Annotated in this window: 10 protein-coding genes; 7 read left to right on the plus strand and 3 right to left on the minus strand. The window is 70.8% G+C overall.

The genetic code is table 11. From position 1 onward, the window contains the following. Window positions 1-95: 95 nt before the first annotated feature. Window positions 96-671, minus strand: a complete 576-nt coding sequence (locus CRP50_RS21975) for a hypothetical protein (RefSeq protein ID WP_097281349.1) — start codon at window positions 669-671, stop codon at window positions 96-98. A 486-nt stretch (window positions 672-1,157) separates the two neighbouring features. Here CRP50_RS21975 and CRP50_RS21980 point away from each other — a divergent pair, with 486 nt between their 5' ends. The 7 genes from CRP50_RS21980 to CRP50_RS22010 are packed head-to-tail and all read left to right on the plus strand — an operon-like array spanning window position 1,158 to window position 11,063. Beyond that, complete coding sequence (locus CRP50_RS21980) at window positions 1,158-3,563, plus strand: tetratricopeptide repeat protein (RefSeq protein WP_097281350.1); 2,406 nt, start codon at window positions 1,158-1,160, stop codon at window positions 3,561-3,563. 28 nt (window positions 3,564-3,591) lie between these two features. Then, window positions 3,592-4,686 (plus strand): nitroreductase family protein, encoded by a 1,095-nt coding sequence (locus CRP50_RS21985; RefSeq protein WP_141415229.1) that lies wholly within the window; start codon window positions 3,592-3,594, stop codon window positions 4,684-4,686. Beyond that, the gene (locus CRP50_RS21990) at window positions 4,683-6,185 is read left to right on the plus strand and encodes an oligosaccharide flippase family protein (protein WP_097281352.1); all 1,503 of its coding nucleotides are present in this window, start codon (window positions 4,683-4,685) and stop codon (window positions 6,183-6,185) included. The genes CRP50_RS21985 and CRP50_RS21990 overlap by 4 nt, the downstream gene beginning before the upstream one ends. Window positions 6,186-6,207: 22 nt before the next feature. Beyond that, window positions 6,208-7,788: a VPLPA-CTERM-specific exosortase XrtD gene (gene xrtD / locus CRP50_RS21995; protein WP_097281353.1), complete on the plus strand. Its 1,581-nt coding sequence runs from the start codon at window positions 6,208-6,210 to the stop codon at window positions 7,786-7,788. A gap of 35 nt (window positions 7,789-7,823) precedes the next feature. Further along, entirely contained in the window at window positions 7,824-8,447 is a 624-nt protein-coding gene (locus tag CRP50_RS22000) for a CatB-related O-acetyltransferase (RefSeq protein WP_097281354.1), read from the plus strand. Between the two features lie 21 nt (window positions 8,448-8,468). Continuing rightward, window positions 8,469-9,386, plus strand: coding sequence for a glycosyltransferase family 2 protein (locus tag CRP50_RS22005; protein WP_097281355.1), 918 nt, complete (start codon window positions 8,469-8,471; stop codon window positions 9,384-9,386). A 3-nt stretch (window positions 9,387-9,389) separates the two neighbouring features. After that, window positions 9,390-11,063 carry an O-antigen ligase family protein gene (locus tag CRP50_RS22010; RefSeq protein ID WP_097281356.1) on the plus strand — a complete coding sequence of 558 codons (1,674 nt, stop codon included), beginning with the start codon at window positions 9,390-9,392 and terminating at the stop codon, window positions 11,061-11,063. 22 nt (window positions 11,064-11,085) lie between these two features. On the opposite strand, the gene CRP50_RS22015 is transcribed toward CRP50_RS22010, so the two are convergent. Together CRP50_RS22015 and CRP50_RS22020 are read right to left on the minus strand one after the other, a co-directional pair. Further along, complete coding sequence (locus tag CRP50_RS22015) at window positions 11,086-13,113, minus strand: LamG-like jellyroll fold domain-containing protein (protein ID WP_097281357.1); 2,028 nt, start codon at window positions 13,111-13,113, stop codon at window positions 11,086-11,088. Then, window positions 13,113-14,321, minus strand: a complete 1,209-nt coding sequence (locus CRP50_RS22020; RefSeq protein ID WP_097281358.1) for a polysaccharide pyruvyl transferase family protein — start codon at window positions 14,319-14,321, stop codon at window positions 13,113-13,115. Before CRP50_RS22020 ends, CRP50_RS22015 begins: the two co-directional genes overlap by 1 nt. Window positions 14,322-14,335: the final 14 nt, after the last annotated feature.

Consider the following 14,335-nt stretch of genomic DNA (forward strand, 5'->3'; position numbering starts at 1 on the left):
TCGGCCGTTCGCCACGACGATGGGCGGGCGGCCTTGCCGGCTTTCTCTGTGAGAGCAACCGGCCGGGGTTACCGGCCGGTCGCGACGAGCGCGCCTCAGGCGGCGGCCGCCATGGTCTTGCCCGCGTTCTTCTTCTTGCGGAGGCGACCGGCGACGGCGAGGCCGGCGACGGCGGCGCCGAACAGGGGCAGCGCGGCGGGCAGCGGCACCGGCGCGACCGACAGGCTGCCGCCCAGCGCGAGGGTGGCGTTGCCCGGCACGGTGCCGGTGGTCTGCAGGTAGTAGCTCTCACCGGCGGTGAGCATGCCCTCGTACTGCAGGGCCTCGAACTGCGCGGTCACCGGACCGACGACCAGGTTCTCGTAGTCGGATTCCGCCAGCATGGTGCCCGAGCCCGGCGTGCCCTGGAACAGGGCGAGGGTCAGGTCCTGGATGGCGTTGGCCGCCGAGGCCATGGCGACGGTCAGGCTGGAGCTCAGCTTGAAGGCGCCTTCCGGCATCTCGAAGGTGTAGGAGTTGTCGAAGGAGCCGGTCACCGGGGCATAGAAGCCAGCGCTGTAGTTGCCCTGAGCACCCTCGTCCAGCGACAGGTTATAGGTCGCCGCGTCGGCGGTCCCGGCTGCACCCAGCGCGAGGAATCCGGTGATCGCGGCAATGGCTAGGGTTTTCATTCGCTTCTCCACGAGAAATTTGGGCATAGGGCGATTGGCAGTTCCGACGTTCAGTCAGAACCCCTGCCGCAACGCACCATGCGGAAAACCAGTTCTCGAAGAAAAGTCACGTACACATCGAGAAATAACGAAACAAGGGGGTGGCACGTCATAAGACTTAATGTGACAAATGTCCCATTTCGGAAATACCGGAACCGGCGAAGGTTCAACAGCCTTGCGCATGGCGGTCTCGAAGCAATGACAATGCTCGGCTATTCAAGAAAACTGGGCCTCTAGAAATGCCTTTATGTTTTTCGTAGGTAGGCGGCCACCACTCCTGAACGTAAACCGACCAGACGATCCTGCGGCCACGCCATACGCCTCGACGGACGCCCGGCGGGCGGGTCCGGTCCGCGCCCTGCCTCCTTTGAGGTAGGCGGAATTCTCCGGCCACGTTTCGCGAAGGAAAGGTGTTCTTGGCGGAGCGCATTCTGGACGGAAAGGACGATGATGGCGGTCTCGCTTCGACGCAGCGGCCTGTTGACGGCCGTGGCTCTCGTAATGACGCTCGCCGCCTGTGAAGATCCCGCGCAGCAGGCGGCGGATCACTTCGAGAAAGGCATCGAGTTTCAGGAACAGGGCAACCTCGACAAGGCCCTGGTCGAGCTGAAGAGCGCCCTGGAACTGGCCCCCGAGAACCCCGACACCAGCTGGCGCATCGGCCGCATTGAGGAAGAGCGGGGCGATGTCCGCACCGCCTTCCGCTATTACCTGCGGGCGGCCGACCCGGCGCTCGGCCACATGGACGCGCAGGTGCGCGTCATCGAACTGCTCATGGCCGCCGGCCGGCTCGACGACGCCGCGTCGCGCGCCGCCATGGCCATCGGCCTGGAGCCGAACAACGCCGATCTGCTGGCGCTGCGGGCGGCGGTCCTGCAGATGCGCGGCCAGCCCGAGGAAGCGGCCCGCGACGCCGCCACCGCCCTGCGCGCCGAGCCCGGCCACGGTGGGGCGACGGCGGTGCTCGCCACCGTGCACCTGAACGAGGGCGATTACGCCCGCGCCCGCGCCGTGCTGACGGAGGCCATCGACGAAACCGAGCCCGACGTGGCGCTGGTGCGCCTGCTCGGCCTCGCCTACGCCGCGGACGGCAAGGCCGAGCAGGCGGTGCAGGAGTTCCGTCGTCTGGTCGAGCTGCAGCCGGGCGATGCCGGTCACCGCCGCTCGCTCGCCGACCTGCTCGCCGCCACCGGCAAGGTGGAGGAAGGCGAGGCAGTGCTGCGGGCCGGCTTCGAGGCGCCCGAGGCCGACCGCGAGGCCATGGCGGTGGCCTATGTGGAATACCTCGCCCGCCACCGCAGCGTCGATGCCGCGGTCGGCGAGCTCGAGAAGCTGATCGCCGGCAACCCGAACACCAGCACCTACGACATCGCGCTGGCCAACCTGCGGGCGCAGTCGGGCGACGCCCATGCCGCCATCGAGGTGCTGACCGCCGCCTCCGAGCGTCTGGGCGAGACCGAGGCCGGCCTCCGGGCGCGCGGCATGCTGGCGCAGTACTGGATGACCGTCGGCGAGGGCCGCAAGGCGCTCGACCTGGCGCGCGGCGTGCTGGCCGCCACGCCCAACAATGTCGACGCCCTGCTGGTGCGCGCGGCGCTGAACAGCAACGGCGGCCGCAATGACGAGGCGATCCGCGACCTCAACGCCATCCTGGCCGTCGAGCCGGGCAACGCCGTGGCGCTGCGCATGCTCGCCGAACAGCATCGCCGCAGCGGCAACCCGGCGGAAGCCGCCTCGGTCCTGCAGCAGCTGGTCGACCTGGCACCGCAGGCCGGGCAGGCCCGCCTGCAACTGGCGGCCATGCTGCAGCAGTCGGGCGATGCCGGTCAGGCGCAGGCCATCGTCGAGGAGCAGGTGCGGCGCAATCCGGCCTCGGTCGAGGCGTGGCGCGAACTCGCCCACCTCGCCATGGAGCGCGACGACTGGCCGGCGGCCGAGAACGCCGCCCGCCGCCTCGGCGAGATCCCCGGTGCCGAGCGCGAGCGCCTGCGCCTGCTGGCCGAGATGGCCGCCGCCCGGTCCGATTATCCGCAGGCGGCGGAAGGCTTCCGCAAGGTGCTGGAGACGACGGCCGACCAGGGCCTCGACCGCGCCGCCCTGCGCGCCTTCGTCGATGCCAGCCTGAAGGGCGGCATGGCCGCCAGCGCCGAAGAGGTGCTGACCGGCATTACCGAGCGCGCGGACGGTGCCGACGCGCATCTGGCGTGGATGCTGCTGGCGCAGGTGCATGGAGCGGCCGGACAGGACGGCCGGGTCGTGCAGGATCTGCTGTCGGCCATCGACGCTCAGCCGACGGCGTCGGAGCCCTATGTGGAGGTGGCGCGCATCCGCGCCCTCGGCGGCGATGCGCCGGGCGCCATGGAGATCCTGGACAGGGGCCTGGAGGCGGGCGCCGACCGCGTGCCGCTGCTGGTCACCCGCGGTATGGTGCAGGAGCTGACCGGCGACATCGACGCCGCCATCGCCAGCTACCGCGAGGCGTTGCGGGTCAATCCGTCGTCGGTGGTGGCGGCCAACAACTACGGGTCTCTGGTCGCCGATCGCCACGCCGACGATCCTGAAGCGTTGAAGGAGGCGCTGGCGCTGGTGGAGTCCTTCGCCGGCAGCGGCGATGCGCTGCTCATCGACACGGTGGCGTGGCTGAACTACCGCCTGGGCAACCTCGACGTCGCCCGCACCCTGCTGGAGCGGGCCGGCGCCGAGACGCACCAGAACCCGCAGCTGCGCTACCACTACGGGGCGGTGCTGCTGGCTTCGGGCGACGAAGAGAAGGCGCAGGGCGTTCTGTCCTCCACGGTCGGGCACGAGTTCCCCGGCAGCGAGGAGGTCGCCCGCCTTCTCGTGTCCAACTGACGATTACAAGGCAGGAGTCGAACACGTGGTGGAGAACGGATCCGCCGCCGCGCGTCCGGCGGCGAGGCTTCAGGTGCCCGCCGCCGTGAGGCAGGTGGCCCGCAAGCTCGTCGGGCCGCTGCGGCGCAACCGCGAGGCGGTGAGCACGCTCCTTTGGCAGTGGCGCGAGACGCGCCGCTATCTGCGCTGGCAGCACTCGCCGCACCGGACGCGCTCGCGCGGCCAGTTGCGGGCGGCCATCATCAAGGGCTACCACAGCTTCGAGAAGGGCATGAGCCTGAAGGAGCCGCGGCCGGCCTTCGGCCAGCCGTCGCTGCGCTACCTCATGACCATGGTGGACGAATACCTCGCCCGCTTCGGCAAGGATGCCTTCATCCAGGATCCCATCCGCGTCATCCGCAGCTATGCCGCCTTCAACACCCGCCTGCAGGCCGAGGTGCCGGGGCTGATGGAGAAGCTGGCGGCGTGGGATCAGGCCGGGGCGCAGGTCGACGCCGGGCCGGGCGGCACGACGCTGGTCACCCGCGAGTCCATCCAGCAGCCGGCGGCGGTGGATTTCCTGAGCTTCGTGCAGGCCCGCCACAGCATCCGCAACTTCACCGACGAGCCGGTCGACGTCGACCTGGTGCGCCGGGCCGTGCGCATGGCGCAGGAAAGCCCGTCGGCCTGCAACCGCCAGCCGGGGCGGGTCTACAGCTTCTTCGGCCGCGGCCCGGCGCAGGAGGCGCTGGCCTTCCAGCCGGGCAACCGCGGCTTCGGGCATCTGGCCGGCTGCACGCTCGCCGTCGCCGCCGACGTGCAGAGCTACGTCGGTCCCGGCGAGCGCCATCAGGCCTTCATCGACGGCGGCCTGTTCGCCATGTCGCTGGTCTATGCCCTGCATTCGCTCGGGCTCGGCACCTGCATGCTGGCGTGGTGCGTCGATCCGGCCAAGGACGCCGAGTTCCGCCGCTTCGCCGGCGTGCCCGACAACGAAGAGATCATCATGTTCATCGCCGTCGGCACTCTGCCGGAGACGCTGCACGTGGCGGACTCGCCGCGGCTCGATCTGGCCGACGTGCTGCACGTCTGCCGCACGGCGGACACGCCCGCCGAGGCGGCGTCCGGAGTGGCGGCGCAATGAGGGTGACCGGCCGCTTCCTGCCGCGCTTCCTGCTCGTGTCCGGGCAGATGAGCGAGGTGGTGCTCGCGCTCGTGCGCAACATCATCCTGGCGCGACTGCTGCTGCCGGACCAGTTCGGCATCGCCATCTCGCTGTCGGTGGTCTTCGCCACCGCCGAGCTGGCGGCCGACACCGGCTTCGACCGCTCGGCGGTGCGCGGCGGCGCGGGCGACCCGGAGCTGCGGCGCGGCACCCTGCATACCCTGTCGCTGCTGCGCGGACTGGTGATCGGCGCCATCGTGGCGGCCTGCGGGCCGCTGCTGGCACACACCTTCGGTGCGCCGGAAGTGGGCTGGGCCTTCGCCCTGCTGGGGGTGGGCAGCGTCTTCCGCGGCTTCCTCAACCTCGGCATCAAGGAGGTGGCGCGGCAGTACGAGTTCTGGGTCGACGCCGTGGCGACCGGCATCCTGCAGCTGTCGTGGACGCTCATGGTGGTGGCGTTCTGGCTGGTGTTCGACGACTTCCGCGCCATGCTCTACGGCCTGCTGGCCGGGCAGTTCCTCTACGTCGCAGCCTCGCATCTGCTGTCGCCCTACCGCTGGCGCCTGCGCTTCGACCGCACCATCGCCGCCGAGGTGCTGAAGTACGGCGCGCCGCTGGTGCCCAACGGTATCACCCTGGCGGCCAAGAACCTGGGCGACCGGCTGGTGGTCGGCGCCTACTTCGGCCTGTCGGTGGTCGGCCTCTACAACGTGGTCATGATGACCGCCCTGCTGCCGCGCGGCATCATCCAGCGCCTGCTCAACAGCGTGTTCATGTCCTACTTCGTGAACCAGGGCGTGGACGGGGCCCGCGAGGCGCGGCTCTACGAGGCATACGCATACGTATTGTCCTTCATCACCATGGGCTATGTGGTCGGCTTCTCGCTGTTCGGGCAGCCGGTCATCGGGCTGGTGTTCGGCGCCGAGTACGTGCCCGACCGCCTGCTGGTGGACCTTGTGGCCGCCGCCATGGTGCTGAAGATGATGATGTCCTTCTGCATCCCGCCGGCGCTTGCGTTCGGGCAGACGCGGCTGGTGCTGGCGACCTCGGTCGGCGGCATCCTGTCGCTGGCCTTCGCCGCCCTCGGGGCGGAACTGCTCGGCACGCTGCCGGCGCTGCTGGTGGGTATCGCCGCCGGCGAGGCGGTGATCGTGCCCGCCATCATCGTCCTGACCGCCCGCCGCTTCGGCCTGCGCAAGAGCCCCTATGTGCTCGCCTTCCTGCTGCCGGCGGTGGCGACGGCGGCGGCCGGGGCGGCGGCGCGCTGGGTGCAGACGACGCCCTACGGCCTGCCCGCCGACATCGCCGCCTATCTGGCGCTGGTGGTGGTCATGGCGCTGCTCTACGTCGCCGCCCTGCGCCATGCCCGCCTGACGGTGGGCGACGTGCGCCGCCTGGTGTTCCGCGCCCGCCGCCCGACGGCGGTGGCGCAGGAGGCCGAGGCCGGGCAGGTGCCCGCGCCCGAGGCGGCGCGATGATCCAGAAATCCGGAACACGCTCATGAACAGCCGCATCACATCGCTGTCCCCCATGGCCCAGGTGGTCGAGCGCGAGGCCCTGTGGTTCGGGCTGGCCGGCTTCGTCCTGCTGACGGCGGCCTTCCACAACGGGCTCGCGCACATGGTGTCCATGTGGGACACCGAGGAATACAGCCACGCCTGGATCATTCCGCCGCTCGCCCTGCTCATCGGCCTGAGCCGGCTGGAGGGCTTCACGCCGCGAGCCGGCGACGGCCGCTCCGTCGGGCTCGTGCTGCTCGGCGCCGCCTTCGGCCTGCTGGCGGTCGGCGAGGTGTCGGGCATCTACAGCATCATGAACTACGGCTACCTCATCGGCCTGACCGGGCTGACGTGGGCGGCGCTCGGCACCAGCGGGGTGTGGCGCCTGCGCGGGCCGCTGTTCTATCTGGTTTTCATGCTGCCGCTGCCGAAGATGTTCTATGTGGCGCTGTCGGCCAAGATGCAGCTGTGGTCGTCGGAACTGGGCGTCGGGCTGGTGCGCGCCGCCGGCGTCAGCGTGTTCCTCGACGGCAACATCATCGACCTCGGTTCCTACCAGCTGGAGGTGGCGGAGGCCTGCAACGGCCTGCGCTACCTGTTCCCGCTCATGAGCTTCGGCTTCCTCGCCGCCATGCTGCTCGACGACGCCCTGTGGAAGCGCATCGTGCTGGTGCTGTCGACCCTGCCCATCACGCTCGTGATGAACAGCGCCCGCATCGCCATGATCGGCGTGCTGGTCGACAACTACGGCATCGGCATGGCCGAGGGCGCCCAGCATGTGGTCGAGGGCTTCGTGGTGTTCGGCCTGTGCGTCGGCGTGCTGCTGCTGGAGGTGTGGCTGCTGCTGCACCTGCCGCCGCGCGGCGGCCGCTTCACCGCGCTGGCGGTGGTGATGCCCAAGCTGGATCGCCTGGGCAGCCTCGGCCGCCAGCGGGCGGGGACGGTGCTGCGCAGCTCGGTGGTGCTGATCGGCCTCGGCGCGGCGGCTTCCATCCCGCTGTCGCAGCACCAGGAGGCCATCCCCGACCGCATGCCGTTCTCCTACTTCCCCTTGCAGGTCGGCACCTGGAACGGCCGTGCGGACACGCTGTCGGACCTCTACCTCGACGTGCTGAAGCTGACCGACTACGCCATGATCGACTACCGCCGCGCCGGCGACCGGGCGGGCGTGAACTTCTACGCCGCCTATTACGACAGCCAGCGCTACGGCGTCGCCGCCCACAGCCCGCAGGAATGCATCCCCGGCGGCGGCTGGAGCATCGAAGAGTTCAGCCCCGTCACCCTGCCGGCCGACAAGGTGGGCGGCACGGCCATGGACGTGAACCGCGCCGTCATCTCCCGCCAGGGCGTGCGGCAGGTGGTCTACTACTGGTTCGACCAGCGCGGCCGCCACATCACCAACGAATACATGGTCAAGGGTTGGATCCTGAACGACGCCCTCATGCGCGGGCGCACCGACGGCGCCATGATCCGCCTCGTCAGCCCGATCAACCCGGGCGAGACCGAGGCCGACGCCGACGCCCGCCTGCAGGACTTCGTCCGCGCCGTGCGCCCGCACCTCGACGATTACGTCCCGGCCTGACCGACGACCGCAACCGCCTGACGGAGACGCTGCCCATGTCCCTCGCCTCGCGCCTCGTGGAACGCATCCGCCTGCGCCTGCTCCTGCGCGACGAGTACGAAAGCGAGACCCTGCGCCGGTACTTCCGCGACCGCTGGAACATCGACGTCGGCCTCTATTCCTACGGCTGCTTCGACCGCTGGCGCATCCCGGTGAACACCACCATCGGGCGCTACTGTTCCTTCGCCCGCACCGCCCGCATCGTCGACGCCAACCATCCGTCCGATGCCCTGACGACGCACCCGTTCCTCTACGAGCGGCAGTTCGGGCTGGTGCCGCAGGACACCATGAACCCGCCGCCGGTGACGGTGGAGGACGACGTGTGGATGGGCGCCAACGTCGTCGTCACGCCCGGCTGCAAGCACATCGGCCGCGGCGCCATCATCGGCGCCGGGGCGGTGGTGACGCGCGACGTGCCGGCCTATGCCATCGTCGTCGGCAATCCCGCCCGCGTGCTGCGCTACCGCTTCGAGCCGGACATGATCGCCGCCATCGAGGACAGCCGCTGGTGGGAGATGTCCAAGCGCGAGCTGGGCGAGCTGATCCGCACCAACCCCGACGTGGTGTTCCGACCGACCCTCGAGCGCCTCGCCAGCCGTCCGCGCCAGCGGGCGGCCTGAGCCCGACGGAGACCCGCTGCCATGCTCGACACCACCCGACCCGAGCCCCGCGCCGCCGCGACGACGCCCGCCACCCTGGCGGTGTCGGTCGTCATCCCGCACTACAACGACTTGCAGAACCTCGACGCCTGCCTCGCCCTGCTCATGGAGCAGAGCCTGCCGCGCGAGGCCTTCGAGGTGATCGTCGCCGACAACATGTCGCCCTGCGGCCTCGCCGCCGTGGAGGCGGTGGCCGGTGACCGCGCCCGCGTGGTGCCGGCACCGGAGAAGGGCGCAGGTCCCGCGCGCAATGCCGGCGCGGCGGCCGCCTCGGCGCCGGTGCTGGCGTTCCTCGACAGCGACTGCCGGCCGGCGCGCGACTGGCTGGAGCGCGCCGTGGAGGCCTCGGCGCGGGCCACCGTGGTCGGCGGCCGGGTCGACGTCTTCGCCGAGGACCCGCAGCGCCTGACCGGACCGGAAGCCTTCGAGGCGGTGTTCGGCTTCGACAACCGCACCTACGTGGAGCAGAAGGGCTTCTCCGTCTCGGCCAACCTCATCGTGCGGCGCGAGGTGTTCGACGCCGTCGGGCCGTTCCGTCCGGCGGTGTCGGAAGACCTGGAGTGGTGCCTGCGCGCCGGCCGCGCCGGCCATCCGCCGGTCTATGCCGACGACGTGGTGGTCGGCCATCCCGCCCGCCGCACCTGGAGCGAACTGGCCCGCAAGTGGGACCGCCTGAGCCGCGAGGGCTACCTCCTGATGATCGAGCAGCCGGGCGGGCGCCTGAAGTGGGCGGCGCGGTCGCTGGTGGTGCTGGCCTCGCCGCTGCCGCACAGCCTCAAGGTCGCGCGCTCGCCGGCCCTGTCCACCGCCGCCGACCGCCTGAGCGCCGTGGCGGTGCTGGTGCGCCTGCGCCTGCGCCGTTTCGTCATGGCGTGGCGCCTGCTGCTGGCCGGGGCCTGAGCCATGGGCAGCCTCGCGAGATCGTCGGGCGGCGTCCACTTCTGGCGCCGGGAACACCCGCTGGTGGCGCTGCTGCGCCGCCTGGTGCAGACGGGCGCCGGGGCGGGCGGCATCGCCCTGTTCGGGGCCGTCATCGGCCTGATGGTGGCGGTGCTGCCGCTGCGGTTCCTTTACGTGCCCATCGTGGTGCTGGTGCTCATGGCGGCGCTGGTGCTGTGGGCCATGCCGGACCTGCGCCGGGTGCCGTCGCGCCTGACGCGGTGGGCGTTCTTCGTCTTCCTGCCGGTGCTGGCCTGCGTGCCGCCCTACATGGCCATCGACCCGCCGGCGCTGCCGTGGATCAGCCTGACGCGCGTCGCGCTGTTCTCGCTGATCCTGCTGTTCCTCATGGTGCTGGCCGGATCGTCCGACGCCCGCGGCGCCCTGCGCGCGACCTTGCGCGGCGGCGGCGTCGCCAGCGTCGCTTTCTATGCGGTCGCCTTCACCTTCTTCCTGTCGATCTTTCTGTCCAACAGCGCCGCCACCTCCCTGAAGGCCTATGCGGATGCGGCCATCTACTGGTTCATCCCCTTCCTGGCGACGCTGCTGGTGGTGCGGTCGCACCGCGACGTGCAGATCGTCTATCGCCTGCTGGCGGCGAGCGCCATCTTCCTGCTCGCCATCGCGGCGGTGGAGTTCGTGTGGCAGCAGCGGGTGTTCCTGCGCATCCTGCCCGGCAGCCTGATCGCCAGCGACCCGGTGATGTACGAGGTGCTCTCGCGCGCCAACTTCCGCAACGGCATCTACCGCGTGTCGGCGAGCTTCCTGGTGCCGCTGTCCTACGCCGAGTTCCTGGCGCTCATCTCGCCGGTGTTCCTCTACATGGTGCTCTACGGCGAGAAGCTGGTGTGGCGGTCGCTCGGCGTCCTCGCCTTCCTGTCGGCTTCGGCGGGCATCGTGCTGAGCGGCTCGCGCGGCGGCCTCATCAGTTACATCGCGGGGTGTGCGCTGTTCGTGTTCCTCTATGCGGTGCGCGCAGCCATGCGCAAGAAGGGCAGCTTGATCGGCCCGTTCCTGCTGTCGCTCTATGCCGTCGGGTCGGTGATGTTCGTCGGGCTGGTGTTCACCTGGCGGCGCCTCTACGTCATGATCTTCGGCGGCGGCGAGGCGGCGGGCAGCACCGAGGCCCGCATCATCCAGTGGGACATGGCGACGCCGCACATCATGGCGAACCCGGTCACCGGCCACGGCCTCGGCCTGGGGGCGGCGACGGTCGGCTTCACCACGCCCGCCGGCACGCTGACGCTCGACAGCTACGCCATCACCCTGCTGGTGGAGACGGGCATTCTCGGCTTCGCGGCCTTCTTCCTGCTGGTGCTGGGGACGGCGGCGGCGGGGGCGCGGGCCTACCTGAAGCATCCCGAGGAGCGCGCCGCGCCGGTGCTGCCGCTGGCCTGTGGCCTCGCCGGTTTCGCCATCTACCGCATGGCGCTGTCGCAGACCGAGAACCACACCATCCTGTTCGTCTTCGTCGGCATCGTCGCCGCCATCGTCGCCCGCCTGAAGCACGAGGCGGCGGAGCGTGCGGCGGTGGAGGCGGCGCGCAAGGCGGCGGAACACCGCGCCCGCATCGACCGCCTGACGGCCCGCCGGCTGGCCTCGGCGGAAACCCTGTTCGGGCATCTGCCGAAGCCGTAGAGTGGATGAAGACGGAGGGGACTTACTTCCCCGCCAGTTCTTCCAGCTCCGCCACCGGCATGACCCGGTCGGCGAGGCGCAGGGAGTCGATGCGGCCGTCGAGGAAGCGGCCGTGGATGCCGCCGATGGTCAGCGCCCGGTTCTCGACGGCAGCGAGGCGGCTGTCGAGGCCGGCGGCCTGCGCCACCTCCTGGCCGTCCACACTCAGAACAGCCGTGCCGCGGCTGCCGTCGAAGGTCAGCACGACGCGATGCCACTCGGCTTCCGGACGCAGGGCGCCCTGGGCGACCATACGGGCGCGGTGGCCGTCGGCGCCGAACAGATGGACCACCAGCCCGCCGCGCACCAGCTCAACCCCGAAGGCCTGGTGCAACCAGACGAGGCGGGCGTCGCCGCTGCCTTCCAGCTTCACGTCGAAGGACAGCGTCAGGGCGTCGAGGCCGGAGAAGGCGGCGCCCGGCTCCACCACCACGGCGGTCTCGGCCCCGCCGGCGCCGAAGCGGGCGGCCTGGCCGTCGCGGCCGTCGGCGTAGGCCGGTTCGCCTTGCCAGCGGGCGGTGTTGCCGAGGCCCGAGGCGTCGGCGGTGTCGCCGTCGAAGGGCAGGGCGAGCAGCAGCGGCGTCATGGCTTCCACCGTCCGCCGCACCGGCGGCGCACCCTCGCGCATGAGGGTGACGACGTAGCGGCCGGGGCGGTCGTAGGTGTGGTCCACGGCGCGGCCCACCTTCTCCGTCCCGTCGCCGAGCGACCAGCGGAAGGCGGCGTCCTCGCCGCAGCTCTCGCAGTCGGCCCGCAGGGTGCGGCGCAGGGGCGCGGTGGCGGAGGTCTCCTCGCGGATGCCGACGTCGCCCAGGTCGAGCGCCTCGAACCGGCGGTGGGCGCCGGTTTCGGTGGCGAGGCCGCCGGGCAGGGGGCGCAGGTCGGAGATGTCGTGCACGGCGAAGGCATTGGCGAAGACCTCGCCATAGGGCACGGCCTCGTAGCCGCCGCCGGCGCGCCAGTGGATCAGCCGGGTGCCGTCCTCCAGCACGCGCACGGAGTCCTTCACCGTCAGGCGCGGCGTCAGGTTGCCTTCGAGCTGCACGGTGACGCTGTCGAGCACGTTGAGGCCCGCGACCGTGCGGTCGGGCTTGCCGATCACGGTGTTGTTGCGCACCACCGCGTTACGCACGCCGCCGACAGTCAGGCCGTGGTAGGACGACGAATAGACGATGTTGTCCTCGATGAGGAAGTTCTCGTTCAGGACGCCGGTCTCGCTGCGGATGAAGATGCCCTGGGTGCGGGTGCCCACCTCGATCAGCGTGTTGCCGCGGATCACCACGTTGCGGTTGGAGCCGGTGGTGCCGTTGGTCCAGAACTGGATGAAATCCTTGTGGTCGCCGCCCTTGCGCGGGTCGCCGTGCTGGATGGGGAAGGCGCCGAGGTCGTTGTTCTCGATCAGCGCGTCGGAGACGGCGGCGAAGTTCAAACCGTCGGAGCGGATGAAGCGCGCCGTGTTCTCGCGCACCACCAGCCCCTGGACGGTGTGGAAGACGGCGCAGCGCATGAGGTCGTGGCAGCGGTTGCCGGCGAAGACGATGGTGGCGCTGTCGCGCACGGCGGCGCCGATGCCGTCGTTGGTCAGATCACCGTCGACGCTGCCCGTCAGCGTCAGGCCGCGCACCTCGGCATACTGCACGTTGCGCAAAAGGAAGCCGGTGATGGCGTCGCTGTGGCTCGGGCCGCCGGGCTCCAGGGTGTGGCGCACGGTGAAGTCGGCGAAGGCGAGGTTGCGGCTGTCCTTGACGTGCACCGAGGAAAACACCGCCGGCCGCGCCGGATCGGCGGAGACGATGCGCGTCGGCGCGGTCGTGCTGCGGCCGTCGATGCGCAGGTCGCCGTAGTCGCCGGGCGCCAATGCGATGGTGCCGCCGTCCTCCAGCCGGTCGAGGGCGGCGCGCAGGCCGGCCGCGTCGGACACCTCGACGCGCGGCCCGGCCTCCTGCGCCGCGGCGGGTCCGGCGACGGCCGCCGCCGCCGCCAGGACGAGAAGCAGCCGCCGCCCCGCCATCACGCGGGCACCGGCTGCGGCGCGCCGGCCGGAACGGGGAAGCGCGCCAGCCGCTCCGCCAGATAGTCCTCGTAGACGTCGAGGCGCCGCTGGGCGATGCCGTTGGAGCGCACGGCCGCCTCGCGCAACTCCTCGCGCCGGTCGACGGCGGCGCGGCACAGGTCGAGCAACTCGCGCTCGCTCTGGCTGGTGACGTCGCCGATGAGTGGGTATTCGACGGAATTGAACACGCCGCGGAACTTGCGGCTGTAGGCCAGCGGGATCACCGCGACCCCCGACGACACGGCGGCGATGGTGGCGTGCATGCGCGACCCCGCCAGGATGTCGAGGCCGGAGATGTAGGACTTGGCCTCCGACGGCGAACGGAAGCGCGGCGCCACCTCGACGCCGGGGAACTTCTGCGCCAGGCGCTGCGAGGCGGCGTAGTCGTCCTCCACCGGCATGTGCTCGGGCACCACGTGGGGCACCAGCACCACCTTCACCTGCGGGATCTGCTGCAGCATGCCGATGAGGGCGTCGACGAACTGCGGATAGTCGCAGGCCAGGCCGAACTGGTTGCGGCCGGTGTAGCCGCCGCTCAGCATGAGGCCGGACACGTTGAGGCCGAAGCGGATGGTGCCGTCGTTGACCGGCTGCGGGCGCTCGAACGGCAGGCGGAAGGCGACGTCCACCGTCTGCGGCGCGCCGGGGCGGCCGAGCTGCGCCAGGGCGTCGACGGACTCGGCGTCGCGGGCGAAGACTTCCTCCGACCGCTTCACCAGCCGCTTCGCCTCGCGGATGGCGTAGCCCTGGCGGAAGGGGCCGATGGTCTGCGGGCTGAGCACCAGCGGCGTGCGGGTCGCCAGCGCCACCTCCTTGCTCAGCGCGAGGCGCCAGAAGCGGCGCCAGCCGTAAAGGTCGGTGAAGCTGTCGCCGGCGCCGTTGTCGAACACGATGTCGCACGACGCGATGCTCCGCCACAGCGGTGAGCCGGGCAGGAAGTCGCGCCAGCCGCCGACCAGGCTTTCCTCCACCGGCACGTCGGCAGGCGGGTAGTGCAGGCGGCCGTCGGGGCCGATGACGTGGAAGCGGACGCTGCGCCCCGCCCGCGCCGCGGCCTTCCGCAGCATGGCGATCTGGGCGATCGTCAGGGCGCCGACGCCCAGGTTCTCGTTGCGCAGGGAATGCCACAGCAGCCCGATGCGCAGCGCGCGCGGTTCGTCGATCACGATCCTCGTCCCTC

The organism is Caenispirillum bisanense (assembly GCF_900230255.1).
In the GTDB taxonomy this organism is placed as follows: Bacteria; Pseudomonadota; Alphaproteobacteria; order Rhodospirillales; family Rhodospirillaceae; genus Caenispirillum; species Caenispirillum bisanense_A.

What these genes read in the sequence shown, in the direction of transcription:
- CRP50_RS21975 (WP_097281349.1), bottom strand. Translation starts at nt 671, where the DNA reads ATGAAAACCCTAGCCATTGCCGCGATCACCGGATTCCTCGCGCTGGGT.
- CRP50_RS21980 (WP_097281350.1), top strand. Translation starts at nt 1,158, where the DNA reads ATGATGGCGGTCTCGCTTCGACGCAGCGGCCTGTTGACGGCCGTGGCT.
- CRP50_RS21990 (WP_097281352.1), top strand. Translation starts at nt 4,683, where the DNA reads ATGAGGGTGACCGGCCGCTTCCTGCCGCGCTTCCTGCTCGTGTCCGGG.
- xrtD (WP_097281353.1), top strand. Translation starts at nt 6,208, where the DNA reads ATGAACAGCCGCATCACATCGCTGTCCCCCATGGCCCAGGTGGTCGAG.
- CRP50_RS22000 (WP_097281354.1), top strand. Translation starts at nt 7,824, where the DNA reads ATGTCCCTCGCCTCGCGCCTCGTGGAACGCATCCGCCTGCGCCTGCTC.
- CRP50_RS22005 (WP_097281355.1), top strand. Translation starts at nt 8,469, where the DNA reads ATGCTCGACACCACCCGACCCGAGCCCCGCGCCGCCGCGACGACGCCC.
- CRP50_RS22010 (WP_097281356.1), top strand. Translation starts at nt 9,390, where the DNA reads ATGGGCAGCCTCGCGAGATCGTCGGGCGGCGTCCACTTCTGGCGCCGG.
- CRP50_RS22015 (WP_097281357.1), bottom strand. Translation starts at nt 13,113, where the DNA reads ATGGCGGGGCGGCGGCTGCTTCTCGTCCTGGCGGCGGCGGCGGCCGTC.